16 protein-coding genes and 1 tRNA gene are annotated in these 16,624 nt (G+C 58.3%); 3 read left to right on the top strand and 14 right to left on the bottom strand.

What is annotated here, in order from left to right; translation table 11 throughout:
• Nucleotides 1-31: 31 nt before the first annotated feature.
• The 4 genes from lepA to rpoE form a co-directional block, all read right to left on the bottom strand.
• Nucleotides 32-1,834 (bottom strand): translation elongation factor 4, encoded by a 1,803-nt coding sequence (lepA, locus tag M0P56_RS02890; protein ID WP_291508541.1) that lies wholly within the window; start codon nucleotides 1,832-1,834, stop codon nucleotides 32-34.
• Nucleotides 1,835-1,939: 105 nt separating this feature from the next.
• Complete coding sequence (locus tag M0P56_RS02895; RefSeq protein ID WP_291508542.1) at nucleotides 1,940-3,421, bottom strand: DegQ family serine endoprotease; 1,482 nt, start codon at nucleotides 3,419-3,421, stop codon at nucleotides 1,940-1,942.
• Between the two features lie 134 nt (nucleotides 3,422-3,555).
• Nucleotides 3,556-4,221: a sigma-E factor negative regulatory protein gene (locus M0P56_RS02900; RefSeq protein ID WP_291508543.1), complete on the bottom strand. Its 666-nt coding sequence runs from the start codon at nucleotides 4,219-4,221 to the stop codon at nucleotides 3,556-3,558.
• A complete protein-coding gene (gene rpoE, locus M0P56_RS02905) occupies nucleotides 4,218-4,844 on the bottom strand; it encodes an RNA polymerase sigma factor RpoE (RefSeq protein WP_291508544.1) in 627 nt (208 codons plus the stop codon). Before rpoE ends, M0P56_RS02900 begins: the two co-directional genes overlap by 4 nt.
• A 121-nt stretch (nucleotides 4,845-4,965) precedes the next feature.
• Between rpoE and nadB the strand changes: the two genes are divergently transcribed.
• A complete protein-coding gene (nadB, locus tag M0P56_RS02910; RefSeq protein ID WP_291508545.1) occupies nucleotides 4,966-6,555 on the top strand; it encodes an L-aspartate oxidase in 1,590 nt (529 codons plus the stop codon).
• Here nadB and M0P56_RS02915 read toward each other — a convergent pair.
• Complete coding sequence (locus tag M0P56_RS02915; RefSeq protein WP_291508546.1) at nucleotides 6,500-7,030, bottom strand: hypothetical protein; 531 nt, start codon at nucleotides 7,028-7,030, stop codon at nucleotides 6,500-6,502. The two genes, nadB and M0P56_RS02915, sit on opposite strands and share 56 nt — an antisense overlap.
• Between M0P56_RS02915 and M0P56_RS02920 the strand changes: the two genes are divergently transcribed.
• Both M0P56_RS02920 and M0P56_RS02925 read left to right on the top strand, forming a co-directional pair.
• Nucleotides 7,014-7,979, top strand: coding sequence for a folate-binding protein (locus M0P56_RS02920; RefSeq protein WP_291508547.1), 966 nt, complete (start codon nucleotides 7,014-7,016; stop codon nucleotides 7,977-7,979). The two genes, M0P56_RS02915 and M0P56_RS02920, sit on opposite strands and share 17 nt — an antisense overlap.
• 3 nt (nucleotides 7,980-7,982) lie before the next feature.
• Nucleotides 7,983-8,333, top strand: a complete 351-nt coding sequence (locus tag M0P56_RS02925; RefSeq protein WP_291508548.1) for a hypothetical protein — start codon at nucleotides 7,983-7,985, stop codon at nucleotides 8,331-8,333.
• Here the strand turns inward: M0P56_RS02925 and cydC are convergent.
• From cydC to M0P56_RS02970, 9 genes are all read right to left on the bottom strand, one after another.
• Nucleotides 8,327-10,084, bottom strand: a complete 1,758-nt coding sequence (gene cydC / locus M0P56_RS02930; protein ID WP_291508549.1) for a thiol reductant ABC exporter subunit CydC — start codon at nucleotides 10,082-10,084, stop codon at nucleotides 8,327-8,329. The two genes, M0P56_RS02925 and cydC, sit on opposite strands and share 7 nt — an antisense overlap.
• Nucleotides 10,077-11,828, bottom strand: a complete 1,752-nt coding sequence (gene cydD, locus M0P56_RS02935) for a thiol reductant ABC exporter subunit CydD (RefSeq protein ID WP_291508550.1) — start codon at nucleotides 11,826-11,828, stop codon at nucleotides 10,077-10,079. Before cydD ends, cydC begins: the two co-directional genes overlap by 8 nt.
• Nucleotides 11,829-11,894: 66 nt before the next feature.
• Nucleotides 11,895-13,031 (bottom strand): FIST N-terminal domain-containing protein, encoded by a 1,137-nt coding sequence (locus M0P56_RS02940; protein ID WP_291508551.1) that lies wholly within the window; start codon nucleotides 13,029-13,031, stop codon nucleotides 11,895-11,897.
• Between the two features lie 151 nt (nucleotides 13,032-13,182).
• Nucleotides 13,183-13,258 (bottom strand) — tRNA-Ala (locus M0P56_RS02945).
• 77 nt (nucleotides 13,259-13,335) lie between these two features.
• Nucleotides 13,336-14,094, bottom strand: coding sequence for an MBL fold metallo-hydrolase (locus M0P56_RS02950; RefSeq protein ID WP_291508552.1), 759 nt, complete (start codon nucleotides 14,092-14,094; stop codon nucleotides 13,336-13,338).
• Nucleotides 14,091-14,864: a TatD family hydrolase gene (locus M0P56_RS02955; protein ID WP_291508553.1), complete on the bottom strand. Its 774-nt coding sequence runs from the start codon at nucleotides 14,862-14,864 to the stop codon at nucleotides 14,091-14,093. The genes M0P56_RS02950 and M0P56_RS02955 overlap by 4 nt, the downstream gene beginning before the upstream one ends.
• A 22-nt stretch (nucleotides 14,865-14,886) precedes the next feature.
• Nucleotides 14,887-15,654 carry a 23S rRNA (guanosine(2251)-2'-O)-methyltransferase RlmB gene (gene rlmB, locus M0P56_RS02960; RefSeq protein ID WP_291508554.1) on the bottom strand — a complete coding sequence of 256 codons (768 nt, stop codon included), beginning with the start codon at nucleotides 15,652-15,654 and terminating at the stop codon, nucleotides 14,887-14,889.
• The gene (locus M0P56_RS02965; protein ID WP_291508555.1) at nucleotides 15,647-16,114 is read right to left on the bottom strand and encodes a hypothetical protein; all 468 of its coding nucleotides are present in this window, start codon (nucleotides 16,112-16,114) and stop codon (nucleotides 15,647-15,649) included. Before M0P56_RS02965 ends, rlmB begins: the two co-directional genes overlap by 8 nt.
• 53 nt (nucleotides 16,115-16,167) lie before the next feature.
• Nucleotides 16,168-16,593, bottom strand: a complete 426-nt coding sequence (locus tag M0P56_RS02970) for a hypothetical protein (protein WP_291508556.1) — start codon at nucleotides 16,591-16,593, stop codon at nucleotides 16,168-16,170.
• Nucleotides 16,594-16,624 lie beyond the last annotated feature (31 nt).

A 16,624-nucleotide genomic window follows, 5' to 3' on the forward strand; every position in this document is an offset into this window, starting at 1 on the left:
TAGCCTCCGCATAATTTCCGCGGCGCACGTTTTATCTCTTGTCACTTTTCAGCACTGCCAGAAAGGCTTCCTGGGGAATCTCCACATGTCCGACCTGCTTCATGCGTTTTTTCCCCTCTTTCTGCTTCTCCAGCAATTTACGTTTGCGCGAAATGTCACCGCCATAACACTTGGCCAGCACATTCTTGCGCAGGGCTTTGACCGACTCCCGGGCGATGACTTTGGCCCCTATGGCGGCCTGAATAGCCACCTCGAACATCTGCCGGGGAATCAGATCACGTAAACGGGCCACCAGTTCCCGTCCGCGCCGTTCGGACACATCGCGGTGCACAATCCAGGACAGCGCATCCAGCTTTTCACCATTGATGAGGATATCCATTTTCACCAGCGGCCCGCTCTCGAAACGCGCAAATTCATAATCCATGGAGGCGTAGCCCCGACTCACCGATTTGAGACGGTCAAAGAAATCCAGGACGACTTCGTTGTGCGGCAACTCATAGCGCAGCATCACCTGCCCGCCCGTGAACTGCATATTCTTTTGCCGCCCGCGACGCTCTTCGCAGAGCGCGATTACCGGCCCAAGATAGGATTCCGGCACCAGAATATTCGCCGTAATCACCGGCTCGCGAATATCCGCAATTTTTTGTGCCGGCGGCAACTCGGCAGGATTGGAAATTTTCAGCACCTGCCCATCCGTAGTAACCACCTCATAGATCACGGTAGGTGCGGTACTGATCAATTCTAATTGATACTCGCGCTCCAGGCGCTCCTGCACGATTTCCATGTGCAACAGCCCCAAAAACCCGCAACGAAAACCAAAGCCCAGGGCTTGGGAAGTCTCTGGTTCAAACTGCAACGCCGCATCATTCAGCCGCAACTTCTGCAGCGCCTCGCGGAAATTTTCGTAGTCTGCCGAGTCCACAGGATAAAGCCCGGTGAAAACCTGCGGCTGCACCTCGCGAAAACCCGGCAGCGGCGCACTTGCAGGGTGGTCCTGCTCCGTCAAGGTGTCCCCCACCCGGGCGCCTTCAATGGTCCGCACGCCCGCAATGACAAAGCCCACCGCACCGGTCTCCAGTGCCGGGACAGTCAAGGATTTTGGGGTGAAAACACCGACCTTTTCGACCACATAAGATTTCTGCCCGACCATCGTCAGGATACGCTGGCCCGGCCGAACAGAACCATTCATCACCCGCACCAAAACCACGGTCCCCAGATAATTATCGAACCAGGAATCAATGATGAGGGCTTGTAACGGTCCGTCCGGATCGCCTTGGGGCGGCGGGATACGCTCCACCACCCGCTCCAGAATCTCCCGAATCCCGATGCCCTCTTTGGCACTGGCCTCTACAGCGTCGTCAGCAGGCAGCCCGACAATTTCTTCAATCTCCCTGCGCACCCGCTCTGGATCCGCAGCCGGCAAATCAATTTTGTTCAGGACGGGCAGAATCTCCAGATCGTGTTCGAGTGCCGTGTAACAGTTGGCCACACTTTGCGCCTCCACGCCCTGCGAGGCATCCACGACCAACAGAGCCCCTTCACAGGCAGCCAGAGAACGGCTGACCTCGTAAGAAAAATCCACGTGGCCAGGCGTATCAATGAGATTGAATTGGTACTCCTGCCCATCGGCGGCGCGAAACTGCAAGCGCACGCTTTGTGCCTTGATGGTGATTCCACGTTCCCGTTCGATGTCCATGGTATCCAGCACTTGACTGGACATTTCCCGCTCGGTCAACGCCCCACAAAGACGGATAAACTGATCCGCCAGCGTGGATTTGCCATGATCCACATGGGCAATAATGGAAAAATTACGAATATGTTGCTGTTCAGTCATATGACCTATCAATCCATGGGCGTCGGACGGCTATTACCGCCGCGCCTGCCACCATAACAAAAAGGGCTGGTATAAACACCCAGCCCTTCGCGGCTACCACCTGCTTCAGCGCGGCAGCGAAAGTACCAGATAAAAACTCCCTTCACCGCGCCGCACCAGCACCGGTATCGGCTGGCTTGCCGGCAACACCGCCACCAACTTCTGCAAATCGCCAGCACTGGTAATCTGCTGTTGTGCTACCTGCAGAATCACATCGCCGGGACGAATGCCTGCTTCCGCTGCCGGACCCACACCAACGCCGAGGACGAGAACGCCGGTATTCACATTCAGTTGTTTACGCGCTTCCGCCGTCAGCGGACCCACCTGCATGTTCAAACGTTTGATTTCGCCCTTCTGCGCCGGACTGCCGGGTGCAATGGATTCCGCCGCATTCTCCAGATTACCGGGCAGACTCTCTACCACGATGTTGAGGATCATGGGTTTACCATCCCGGATGACACCCAACTTCGCCTTAAAGCCAGCGGGCAATGCCCCCACCAGCGGCGGCAACTGACCGGAGTTGTAGATGGATTGGCCATCAAAGGAAACAATGACATCCCCTGGACGTAGCCCTGCCTTGGCGGCCGGACCATCAGGTACGACCTGCGACACCAGCGCACCCACCGGCTCCTTCATGTGGAAAGATCTGGCGAGATCCATGCTGACGTCCTGAATCATGACCCCGAGCCAGCCAAAATGCACTTTCTGATGTAACTTTAACTGCTTGACAGCATCCATAGCGACATTGATAGGGATGGAGAAAGACAACCCCATGTAGCCGCCACTACTGGTATAAATCTGGTCGTTGATACCGATCACCTGACCATGCATATTGAAGAGCGGGCCACCGGAGTTACCGGGGTTTATCGGCACATCCGTTTGAATAAACGGGATATAGGGGTCATCCGGCAACGGCCGCGAGGTCGCACTGACCACACCCTGGGTCACACTGTTCTCAAAGCCAAAGGGCGACCCTACCGCCAGCACCCATTGCCCCACCTCCAGTTTGCCGGAGTCACCAATTTGCACCGTTGGCAGATTTTTCGCATCAATTTTGAGCAACGCAACATCCATGCGCGTCGATAAACCCACCAAATGGGCCGTGTATTGATGATGATTGGTGAGACTGACAATGATCTTTTGGGCACCCTTCACCACATGCGCCGCCGTCACCACATAACCATCGGGACTAACAATAAATCCGGAGCCCAGAGACTGCACCTGGTATTTCTGACCAGATCCAGGCGCTCCCTGAGGGCCACCCGGCTGCCCCGGCGCGCCAAAGAAGGGAGCAAAAAACTGATTCAGCGGAGAGTTCGGCGGGAATGGCGAGCCTGTGTTGCGCGCCACCTTGGTCTCCGTCGTGCTGATGTTCACCACAGCAGGCCCATACTGTTTGACGATGGGCGTAAAATCCGGCAAGCCCACCAATGCCTGACCGCTGGTACCGGCATCGGCCCAAATAGGCGCCATTGTCCCTATGCTCAGTCCCAGACCTACACAAAGCGCCACTGCAAGGCGCTGTCTACCCAGCACGCGATTCTTCAAGAAACCCCCTCCCAACCATCCGATTTACTACTTAATCTAAGACCGTATCTATCATCTCGGTATCCGCTGTACTTAGCAACAGGCACGGCCCTTCCCGACTAGCACACCGACGTTCATTCTAACTAACACTGATTCTAAGGATTACCTGCAGGAAAAGCCATGGAAGCTGCGCTGATACCCTCCGCAGGCGTATAGGCCGCACTTTCCAGACCAGACTGACCCGAACCATAGGAAGAAGAAACTTGGGAAGAAACGAAGTAATTACCACTGCCGGGCACCCAGAGTCGCTGAATATCTCTCTGGATGAGTATATCTGTGCCGGAGGACCGCGGCGTAAAGCTGCCTACGGGGCGCAGATGGAATTCCTCACTGTGGGACGAAATGCCCCTCAGCGTGGCCGTCTTTGCGTAATGACCGGACTCACTGCCAGCAACGGAGTGATCCGACACACTGTCGTGTGGAAGGATGCCCACCAGAGTCACTGACACCACCAACACCGCGGCAACGGAACCTGCCTTAATCCAAAAACCTCCGGAAATACCCCGCCGCTGTATGGCCTGCGGGGCCAAGATACGGGGTTCGCTCACCATCGCCCAGGCAACCCGGTCTGCGAAATCGGCCGACCCTAACTGGACCCCTTTCCGCGCATTTTGCAGAAGAAAAGAGATGCGATACTGGGACTCCCAGGCATCTCTCAATCCGCGCTCACTTTGTAAACGCGCAGCTAAACGGTTGGCGCGCAGCCCGGTCAGCTCGCCTTCCATGAACGCCATCAGTTCTTTTTGCGTTTCATCGTTCATGACTTTTCCTGCTCTAACAAAGGGGCCAACACCTTGGCTATCGCTTCACGCGCCCGAAAAATCCGGGACCTTACCGTCCCCACCGGACACTCCATGACCACAGCAATTTCGTCGTAACTCAAGCCTTCAAACTCGCGTAAAGTCACCGCCGTGCGCAAATCCTCCGGCAACGACGTCAACGCCTTATCAATATGCTCTGCCAGTTCCCTACTGAGCAATAACCCTTCCGGGGTGTCATACTCTCTTAGTCCGTCGGCACTGGCAAATTGTTCCGCATCTTCTGTTTCTGCATCCACAATAGAAACCTGGCGGCCTTGGGCTACGAGGTGGTTTTTTGCGGTATTGACGGCGATGCGATACAACCAGGTATAAAAAGCGCTGTCGCCGCGAAAACTGGTGAGCGCACGATAAGCTTTGACAAACGCCTCCTGGGCCACATCTTCGGCCTCCTCGGGCGTGCGCACAAAACGCCCGACCAAGGAAATCACCTTGTGCTGGTATTTGCGCACCAGGAGATCAAATGCTCCCTTTTCTCCCTTTTGCACACGCTGGACGAGGAGCAGGTCACTCGGTGCGCCATGTTCCTGACCACCTGCCGTGCTGCGTCCCGTAATCTTACCCATTCGGCCTTTCCCTTCCCTTTGTTCTTTAGGTGCCGTTCTTCACCTTATCAGCCTGTCATCGTATCATGACCCCTCCCAATTCTCGCAACGCTTGCGCCCAACACCTCTCCCAGGACAGCAAATGCCTTTTTTCGACTTTCTCATTATCGGCTCTGGTGCTGCGGGACTCAGCACCGCCCTGGGGCTCAGCCGCCTCGGCCAGGTAGGTATTGTGAGCAAAGAACAAGCGGGTGTTTCCGCCAGCGACTGGGCGCAGGGTGGCATCGCGGCCGTCATGGATATGGACCGCGACAGCATTGCCCTGCACGTCGAGGATACGCTGGGAGCCGGTGCCGGACTATGTCACCCGGAGGCAGTCCGACAAATCATTGGCCGCGGCCCGGAGGCGGCGCGTCAATTAATCGACTGGGGGGTGCCCTTCGATCGCCAGCCGGACGGAAACTGGCACCTCACCCGTGAGGGCGGACACCAGGCGCGTCGGGTACTGCACAGCGCAGACACCACGGGCCATGCCATCGAGAGTGCCCTGCTGCGAAGAGCTTTGACCGAACCTGCCATACAGATAGCTGAGGAACACTGCGCCAGCGATCTTTGGATCAGCGAAAGCCGTTGCGCAGGCGCCTGGGTACTCGCTCCGGGAGGCAACCGTCCGGAGTTATGGACGGCACGGGCGGTGATTCTCGCCAGTGGCGGGGCTGGTCAGTTGTATCTGCACACCAGCAATCCGCTGGTGGCCACTGGGGACGGCATCGCACTCGCCTATCGGGCGGGTGCGGAAATTGCCAATCTGGAGTTTATCCAGTTTCATCCCACTACGCTCTACCGGCCGGGTAGTGCACCTTTTTTGCTTTCTGAGGCCTTACGTGGTGAGGGAGCGCTCTTGCGTCTGCCAGACGGCAGTGCTTTTCTGGAGCATTACGACCCCCGCGCCGAACTGGCGCCGCGGGATATTGTCGCGCGCGCGATCGATACGGAGATGAGACGACATCACCTCGCCTACGTCACTCTGGACATCAGCGCGCAACCCGGCCTCCTGGTGCAGCAGCATTTTCCGGCGATTTTCGCGCACTGCCGGGCGCAAGGCTACGACCTGACGCGGGAGCCGATTCCGGTGGTCCCCGCCGCCCACTATACCTGCGGCGGCGTAGTCGTAGACGCTGCGGGACGCAGCACCATCCCGGGACTCTATGCAGCGGGCGAAGTCAGCTCTACCGGGCTGCACGGTGCCAATCGTCTCGCCAGCAATTCGCTGTTGGAATGTGTGGTGGGTGCGGCAGCGATTGTCGCGGATATGGAAGGACTGTCGCGCCTGCCAGACAGGTCGCGTCAGTTGCCCGTGCCGTCGCCAGGGCGGGTGAGAACCGATGTGCGCGCGACAGACGTCACCACCCTGCGGCCGATGCTGCAAGCGGACATGTGGCAAGCGGCAGGCATCATCCGCAATGATCAGGACCTGCAGGCGGCCAGCATGCGTTGGAATGAACTGGCTACGCGCATCGGCGATGCCCCATGCGGGCCTCGGTCCTATCAGGAGCTGCGCAATCTGCGCCAGTGCGCCGAAATTCTTACCCGTTCCGCGCTGTTACGCGAAGAATCCCGTGGCTGTCATTTCAATAGTGACCACCCGCAAAACCGGGATGTGGCAGCGGATAGTATCAGCCAGCGGGATCAGCAGGGTCCGGTGCTGCGTTCCATTCCTGGCGCAATCTGAGCCGCCAGCGCCGCCACAGATCGTCGCCGGTCGTGAAGAGGCCGATCAGCACATGGCGGCGACCATCGCTACCCTGTAGGGGAATCACCCCCAGGCGCGGGTGCAGAAACGGGCGAGTGCCAGGCCGAACCGATACCACGCTCCCATCGTCCATTTGCACCTGCAGGTCGCTCTCTCTGCCGAGCAGGATCGCTTCCGGCATGGCCTGGCCAACGCGCTGACGCCGGGAACGGCGCCAGATGATCCAAACCAGCAACACGACAAGCAATGCCAACCCCCAGTGCCAGTCGTGGCCCATCGTAAATCCCGCGCAGAGCACAGCCAGTACACAGGGAACACGCTGTAGCCAGCGCTGCCGCCAGGCACTGCCGAAGGAAAGCATGGGCAAGGCTTTGTCGTCGTCATCCATGAGGGTATGATCAGGGCCATGCTGTTTCAGCAACCGGGAGTCGAATCGCATGTCTTCAGCCGTCATTACCTTTACCCCCCTGCATATGGAACTGGGCCTGATTCACGCCTACGGTGTGGATGCCGAAAAATTTTTGCAAGGGCAATTCTCCAACGATCTGCATGCCCTGGCCAGTGGTCACGGCCAGTGGAGTAGCTACAGTACGGCCAAAGGGCGCATGATCGCCAATTTTTACGTACAGCGCGACGGCGATGGCTTTTGGCTGAGTCCGGCCGCCGATATGGCCGACATCGTCATTGAGCGCCTACGCAAGTTCCGGATGATGGCCAAGCTGGAGATTGAGCGGGGGGAACCGGAATCCGCATTGCTAGCCGTCTACGGCAGCGGTGCGAGTGGCCTGCTCGACCACACCTTCAACATAGCATTGCCGGAAGCCGGCAACAGCGGGGTGGTCGACGACGACAGGATCATTACCCGCCTGCCCTGGATGGATAAGGAAGCCTTTTTGATCGTTTTGCCCGCATCCCGTGTCGAAGCGCTCAGCACAGAGTGGGCGGCGGCTGGCGCGCGGGCCGGATCTGCGGAGGATTGGCGATTGCAGGCCATTCATGCCGGCGTCGGCATGATCAGTAGCGCCACCACAGAAAAAATCATTCCCCAGGAGCTGAATCTGGAGGTACTGGGCGGCATCAATTTCAAGAAGGGCTGCTACCCAGGGCAAGAGATCGTCGCCCGCTCCCACTATCTCGGCAAGCTCAAGAACCAGACTTATCGGATCGCGGCGCCAGCGCCACTGCGGGCGGGTGAAGAAGTCTTCTGCACCAGCATGGGTGAACAGAGCATTGGCATCGTCATCAATGCGGCACCGGATCCTCAGGATGGCTTTGCAGCGCTGGCCGTTGTACGCGCCGCCAACGCCGGGGAGGCCCTGATGGCCGGGGCGCCGGACGGTACGCCTTTGAGCTTAGGGAAACTTCCCTACCCCCTGCCCCTGGACGTCGCCAGGGAAGGATAATCCATGTGGGGTCTGGTGGCAGGCATTGTCAGTTATCCGGTATTTGCCTGGTATAGCAAGCGTTACCTGGATGAGCAGGGACTGGAACGCGGTTTTACCCGCATGGTACTGGTGTTTTTGGTGGCTACCCTACTCTCTTCGGCGCTTGCTTACGGGGTTTCGTGGATGACCAGTACCCCGCAGAGTCGCAGCAGTCAGGCTCAGCTGCAAAAAAAGGGCACCGCGATGTTGGCTGACGAGTTGCAGTGCGCGCAAGACCCCGTCAGCGCCGTTTGCCAGTCCACGGCGGAGCAAGCCGACGCTTTGGAGAAAAAGCTCCTGTCCGGCCTCACCGGTAACCATAAAAATCAGTGAGATATCGAAATGGCTTGGCGGAATGTGGCGAAATGGCTGAGCGGTCCGCCCCGCTGTAAAAGCTCTCCATAGGTCCCCGACTCCACGATCCGCCCCTCGTCGAGCACGTGAACGCAGTCCATGTGCTCCAGACCCACCAGACGATGGGTAATATACAGCACGGTGCGTCCTTCCATGATCTGGCGCAGGTCTTTGAGGAATTCCATCTCCGTCACCGGATCGAGCCCTTCGGTCGGCTCATCCAGAATCAGCCAGGGGGCATCCTTGAGAATCGCCCGGGCGATGGCCACCCGCCGACTCTGACCGCCGGAGAGCTTCACCCCGCCTTCGCCGACAATGGTATCCAGGCCCTGAGGCTGGCTGCGCACGAACTCCGCAAGCTGCGCCGTGGCCAGCGCGGCCCAAAGCGCATCCTCTCCCGCCTCGCCCTTGGCCACCAGCAGGTTGTCGCGAATCGTACTGTGGAAGAGATAAGAACGCTGGGATACTACCGCGAAATATTCGCGCAGATTATCTGCCGGGAAATCCCGCAATTCATGGCCACCCAAACGCGCGCTGCCCGACTGATAGTCATAGAAACGCAGCAGCAGATTGGCGAGGCTGCTCTTGCCAGCCCCCGTCACCCCCAGTACCGCAACCCGTGCGCCCACCCGGATGCTGAGGTCTACGCCGGCCAGGGCATCGCATTGGGCGCCGGGATAGCGCAGGTGTAGCTCCTTCAGCTCCAGATCCGGCCGATCCACCCGCGGTGCGGGTCCCGATGCATCGGGGAAAGGCAGGGGCGTATCCGCCACCGCAAAAATACGGCGGGCGGCCGCACGGGTCTGCCCCAAAAACTGAAAGGCCAGTGGCAGGGCCGCAATGGCCTCGAAAGAGCCCATCACGCCCAAGGCAAAGAGCGGTAGATCTGAAACACCCAACGCTCCGCGATGGACCAACGGAATCGCCAGCACCACCACGACCCAGACCGCCAGATTGCCCATGAATCCCATACCGGCGCTGCCGAATCCGGAAATCTGCGCCATGCGCGCCTGCCGCTGGAGTAGCGCAGCGTTGAGCGTGCCCGTACGCCGCAGTATCTCCGGTCCGGCGTTATAGGTCAGCAGCTCACCCATACCCTGCATACCATCCACCACTTGTACCCGGTAATCTGACTGAATGGTGGTCATCTCCGCGCCACTGCGCGCGCCCAGCCGCTCGGTGAGCAGCGGTAGAAGCAGACCGGTCACGGCGAGGAAAAGAAAGAGCGCAATGGCCAGTTGCCAGGAGAAAAAAGCGAAGACGCCCGCCATCACGAGCGTCGCCAACCCGGCCACCAGGAAAGGGGCGAAGACACGCAGGTAAAAATTGTTCAGGGTGTCAATATCGGCGACGATGTGCGAAAGGATGTCGCCGGAACGAAAGCCTTGCAAGCCGGCCGGTGCGAGCGGCTCCAGTCGGGTATAGAACCAGGTGCGTAGTTGTGCCAGCAGACGAAACGTCGCTTCATGGGTGACAATACGTTCCAACCAGCGCGAGATGACCCTGGTCGTCGCAAAAGCACGCACTCCGGCGGCTGGCAGGAAAAAGTTATACAAATTCAGAGTGGCATAACCGCCCAGACCGGCCAGCGCCGCACTCGCCAGAAACCAGCCGGAGAGGGCCAGCAGGCCGAAGTTAGAAAGAATGGTCAGCAAGGCCAGGAAGGCACCCCCCAGCATCCAGAGCTTGAACGGTCCGAACAGTTTCAACAGGCGGTAAAGATCACGCACAGTCCCCCCGATAGGCTGCTACCAGCCTTGCGTAGGCGCCACCGGCGGCCAAAAGTTCGCTGTGGGTACCAGCTTCGACCACTTTCCCGGCATCCATGACCAGGATGTGATCAGCGCGCTCTGCCGTCGCCAGACGGTGGGCAATAACGATGGCCGTTCGTCCCTGGATGAGTCGTTGCATGGCATCCAATACCAGCGATTCATTCTCCATGTCCAGATTGGCCGTGGCCTCATCCAAAATGAAAAGCGGCGGATTCTTGATAAAGGCGCGAGCCAGGGCCACCCGCTGAATCTGACCGCCGGAAAGGCCTTGGCCCAAATCGCCCACGGGGGTATCAAAACCTTGCGGCAAGGCGTCAATGAATTCCAGCACATGGGCGTTCTTCGCCGCCTCCCGCAGAGTGGCCATATCCGCATCAGGACGGCCGATGCGAATATTTTCAGCGATGGTGCCGTAGAACAGACGAGGGTTTTGCGGTACCCAGGCCAGTTGCCGCCACCAACTCTCCCGCTCCAGGGCGCGCAAAGGAATCTGGCCATTGACCAGGATTTCTCCGGAATCCGGTTGCACAAAGCCGAGTAAGGCATTGGCCAAAGTGCTCTTACCCGCACCGCTGGCACCGACCAGCGCGGTAACCTGGCCCGCCGGAAAATCGGCGTTCACGCCGGCCAGCGCTATCCTGCCTTCCTCATAGGAGAAATGCAGGTCGCGCACCGTGAGGCTGATAGCCTGTGTACCGGCGTAAGCCACTGGCTGCGGCTTCTGCTCCGGCAGCGGCATGTCGAGAATTTCAAAAATGCGTTTGGCGGCGGCAATGGCGCTCATCCGCGCATGATAATAGGTGGCAAGACCACGCAGCGGGTTAAAATACTCCGGCGCCAGTAAAAGGACGAAGAACGCGGTGTAAAAAGTGACCGAGGAATGGACTTCCAACAGGCGCGCACCCAGCGATACGGCCACCAATGCGATAGACAGGCTCGCAAAAAATTCGAGCACCGCCGAAGTGAGGAAGGCCACCCGTAACCCAGCCATGGTCGTGCGCCGATAGTCGTCAGAAATGCGCGCGACGATCTCTATCTCGTCCTTGGCACGACCGAAAATTTTTAGCGTGGTCAGACCCTGTACCACGTCCAGAAAATGGGCACTCATCAGCAGCATTTTGCGCCACTGGCGCTGATTGATAGCCTCCGCCTGGTAACCCACCAGCACCATAAAGAAGGGTACCAACGGCCCGGCGATGAGAAGAATCAAACCGCTGATCCAGTCTGTAGGGAAGACAAACACGAGGATAGCCAGCGGTATAAGGCTGACCAATGCCATTTGCGGCAGGTAGCGGGAAAAGTAAGGCTCCAGCGCTTCGACACCTTCAATCATGGTACTGGCGATGTCGGCGCTACGCTCCCCTGCCACCGCCACCGGCCCCAAACTCAAAAGGTGGGAAAGCAGGCGCTCGCGCAGGTAGGTCTTGATACGCGCACTGGCCCGAAAAGCCACCAACTCGCTCGCCCAGGAAAGCCCGGCCCGGATGACAAAAAGACCGAGCATGACCCAGAGCAGCGGCATCACCGCCGCCAGATCCCCGCCATGAAAAGAAACATCATCGACGATCTGCGCCAGCAGGAAGGCCTGGAGGATAATCAGCAGGCCGGCAGCCAGGCCCAGTCCGATGCCGAAATAGAGCGTACCCCTGGTGCGCCGTCCCTCCTGCATCAACCGCTGATCCATCCGCTGTGCTTGTGCCATCACCAACCTCTAATATAACCAGCGTACTCTAGCATAAGGCAGGTGCGTGCCCACCATGCCTGATGATCAGCAGATGCGTGCATCCAGAAATAAGGTAAGCACCCCCGTATAACCATATATTTTATCGTGCGATATCTCTCCGTTGGCAAAAAAACCCACCAGCGGGAAGTCGCCCAGCCCCTCCTGGATAACCCGCAATTCCGCAGAATCTGGTCCAAACAGGCTCTCGCCGCGCCCCAAACAGGAGAAATAGAGGCCGCCGCGAATCCTCCGCCCATCCGCCAGACGGGCAATTTCTATGAGCATACGCTCCAAATCTTCGCGCGCGGTGCTGCCGTCTCGCTTGCAGAACATCAGGGTCTGGCCGACCTCCACATATTCCCCGATTGCTAGCAGCTTTCGGTCGACATCGATACCGATCAGGTTGCGTACCATATAGTCGCCGCGATCATCGTTTTCTACCGGCAGCGCCACAAAAATAAAACCCGCCGCCCGCTGCAAATCTCGGGAGAGGATATCACCGACTTCTTCGTAAAACACATCCAGCGCCGGGCGGTCATCCAGGCGGGCGACCACGTTACTCTTGGCTTCGCCAATTTGATGGATAGGACCGATAGGGCTACAGCCCTGGGTCAGGCGGGTAGCAATGGCGATCTCTTCGCTGAACATCACGCCGCTCAGCCCACCGTGCACCACCTTATCGGCAAGCTGCGCACCGTTGGCACGACTGTTGCCGATTCCGCCAGTGAGGAAACCACTCTTCATCTTTCCGGCAAAATCACGGACCAGATCAGGCAGATCCGGCGTTTGGGAGTCACCATGAACGATGGCGAAGTAAGGCGGACGATCGGGGGAAATTGTTAAATCTGTGCCACGCTGGTAAGGCTCCATCCCAGAAAACAAGTGAAATTCCGTCTCCGGGAAGTCGGCCACCATAAAGGCCAGTGCCGGTTCGTCCAGGTATTCCTGCGCAGTCGCACAGATGCCGATCCCCACGCAGCCCGTCCAGTGCGACACACCGGTTTGTTCTCGCACAGCATTCAGGATTTCCGGCAAATCAGACTCAAAACGGTCACTGACGTAGAGGAAACCCAGCGTACCGCCCCGCACCCGCGGACCCGCCATCTCCAACGCGGTGGACAAAGCCGTACGCCAATCCGCGTTACGGGCATGGCCGTAGGGGAAGAGCCGTTCATTATGCAAAGGGGCACCTCGTTAGTTTTTCTTGTAAAAAAGGCGTGACGAACAAAAATACCGAAGATTGACATATCCGGACGGTACCTGTTGAGAACAGGCGATACCATGTATCGGTATGGATTATCGGGGGGAAAAAAGGCTGAGCAGCCTTTTTATTTGGTGGAGCCAAGCGGGATCGAACCGCTGACCTCTTGAATGCCATTCAAGCGCTCTCCCAGCTGAGCTATGGCCCCGATGCGCCGTAATATATGGATTCGTGGGGGTGATGTCAAATATTTTTTGCATACACCCGTCCATCAGCAGCATGTGCTCAAAGGTCCACAACCATACCGTCATAGGCTGGAATAATCCCGTCAGGCAACTCCGCAGCCAACGTCGCATAGTCAATATCATGGGTCATATGGGTAAGAATAATCCGCTCTGCGCCAATGCGCTGCGCCCAATACAAGGCCTCTTCCACATTAAGATGGGTGGGATGCGCTTCGTAATGCAGACAGTCAAGAATCAGGACTTTCAGCCCCCGCAACAGCATCAGACTGCTATCTGGAATAATTTTTAGATCAGTAAGATATGCTGCGTCATTAAACCGGTATCCGAGAATAGGCAGAGGACCGTGCATCACGGGTATCGGCGTCACCGCAATCGCACCAAAGGTCTGCGGCGATGCTATCCGGTGCATGGATAGCGAAGGTTTCGCCCAAGTGATATCCGGCGGCAGAAAACAATAGCGAAAACGGCCCACCAGCTCCGTTGCCGTGCGTTCATCCGCATGGCAAGGAATCACGATCTTCTGCGCAAAATTGAAGGCACGCAGGTCATCGATACCGTTGATATGATCGGCGTGAAAATGGGTATAAAACACGGCGCTCAGTGTTCGCACATCGGCGCGTAGCATCTGCTGACGCAGGTCAGGACCGGTATCCACCAGCAGATGCGTATCCTCATCCCGCACCAGAATACTGGCCCGCAGGCGGCGGTTGCGCGGATCAGCGCTGCAACAAACCGGACAATGGCAAGCAATCGCTGGTGTCCCGGCACTGGACCCTGTACCAAGGAACACAATCTTCACACCGCCACCGCGTGCCTAAACAGTGCGTGGAAGTTAGCCGTGGTCTGCGCGGCGATATCCTCCAGCGTCGCACCCCGCAACGCCCCGAGAAAGGCCGCGACATGAGCGACAAAAGCTGGCTCGTTGCGCTTGCCGCGTTGCGGCACCGGCGCCAGGTAGGGTGCGTCCGTCTCCACCAGCAGGCGATCCGCCGGTACCTTCCTGGCCACCGCCTGCAATTCAACAGACTTCTTGAAAGTGACAATGCCGGAAAAGGAGATATAAAAGCCCATATCCATAGCCGCTTTCGCAAAATCCCAGTTTTCGGTGAAGCAATGGATGACGCCGCCAGCGGCTGCCGCATCTTCACTGCGCATCATGGCGATGGTGTCCGCCGCCGCCGAGCGGGTGTGGATGATCAGGGGCTTTCCCGTAGCCTTGGAAGCGGCTATATGCTGGGCAAATCGTTCCCGCTGCCAAGACATATCCCCTTCATTGCGGAAATAATCCAAGCCGGTCTCGCCGACCGCCACCACTTTGTCTGCAGCCAGGGCGGTCAGCAAATACTCCCATTCCGGGGTCTCTGCTGCGGGTTCATTGGGATGCACGCCCGCCGCCGCCCACACGCCGGGGTACTCGGTAGCCAGGGCCTGCACCCGCGGCCAGTGCGCCTCGACGACCGCTGCAATCAGTATTTCTTGCACTCCGGCCGCCTGGGCACGCGCCAGAATGCTGGCCCGATCGGCATCAAAATCATCAAAATCCAGATGACAGTGGGAGTCTACCAACATGCGTTTATGACCTTCTGGCAATTCAGGCGGATTTTTCCTGCCCGACATGCTGGGCGGGAGACAAATTCCGTCTTTGCCGAGCCGCCTCAAAGAGGCAAACCCCGGTAGCGACGGACACGTTCAGACTTTCGATGGCTCCCTTCATGGGAATATGGGCCAGATAATCGCAGTGCTCGCGAGTAAGGCGGCGCAAACCTTTCTCCTCCCCGCCCATTATCATCGCCAGCGGCATATTCAAGTCAAGATCATAAAGACTCTGAGCACCCTCCCCCGCCAACCCGACCAGCCAGAAACCCGCCTCTTGCAAAGCAGACAAGGCCCGCGACAGGTTGGTCACCGTACAGACCGGAACGCGTGACGCCGATCCGGCAGACGCCTTGCGCACGGTAGCATTGACCGGACAGGCATTATCCCTAGGCAGAATCACCGCGTCGACCCCAGCCGCTTCGGCACTGCGCAGACAGGCACCGAGGTTATGCGGGTCGAGCACACCATCCAGCACCAGCAGGAAACCACTGCCGTCCAATTGCGCCAGGATCGTCTCGAAGTCCGGCTCAGGAAAGGCACGCAGCAAGCCGCCCACCCCTTGGTGTTTGTCGGTATTCAGCCTCCGACCCAATGCCGTGCTCCGCCATTCATGCACTGGTAGGTGCTGTTCTGTGGCTTTTTGCAGCAACGGCGCGACACGGTCGTCGGCCCTCCGCTCAATCGCCACCCAGAGCTCCAGCAATTCTTCTGAATCCAGTGCAGCGCTGACCGCGTGGATACCGTAGAGGAATTCTTTAGCCACCCGACACTCCTGCCAACATCGTGAACACCTCAGGATTACGCTGGTCGGGCGGGATACAAGGCAGACCGACGCGCGCAAAGGCCACCGCTTCGTCGGGTGCCGGGGCCTCATCCCAGCCCGGCAAGCGGTGGCATACCGCAACAAACGCGGCTGGCCCCGTGTGGGCGATCTGCGCAAAACCCAGGAGATCGGTCGGGGCCTGATAAAATTTTACCCCGATACCTTCCTGACTCCATGCCTCCCCCTTACCGGAGACAGACCTCGCAAAAAGAGGGCAGGCAGCAAGTGCGGCCTCCCACTCGTCCGGCGTCAACACGCCCTCGCGGAGAAACTCCAGGCGCGGCAGCGGCCACTCACCCCGCCGCAAAGGGCCGGTACGCTGCAACTGCCACCCCTGCCCGGCCGCCCAGGAAAGAACTTGTGACTCCAGTTCCAGATACGCCGACAACGGTAGCGTCATGAGCAGGGCACAATCTGCGATAGAACGTCAAAATACGCGATTATCATACCGACTTAGAAGCTGTCGAAAATGTCGTCAACGATATTGTCCGCCACTGCGAAACCAGCGCCGAGACCCAACCCGGTCATGACATTACCCAGAAAGCCGCCACCCATACCCGGCTGTCCCTGCATGGGCGCATTCCAGGACCGCTGCTGCCCCATATTAGGGTTCATACCAGCCGGCTGCCCCATCCCCTGCATCTGCATTTCCAACTGCTGGATACGCTGCGCCATCTGCTGCAGCATCATTCCCACGTTCTGCTGCTGTTGTTGCAGGTTCATGGCTAAGCTACGCAACTCCATATTAATCTCGCGTCCGGTCATATTATCCGGTGCCATGGCGCTCACCCGTCCGGCGACCTGCTGCAAGGCCTGCAGGTTATTCTGGGTCTGCTGCTGCAACTGATTGTATTGTTGGTCCAACATTGAGTAGTCCATGATGTGCTCCTGATTTCGTAAGGAAAATATC

The sequence above is a fragment of the Acidithiobacillus sp. genome (assembly GCF_023229925.1).
In the GTDB taxonomy this organism is placed as follows: Bacteria; Pseudomonadota; Gammaproteobacteria; order Acidithiobacillales; family Acidithiobacillaceae; genus Acidithiobacillus.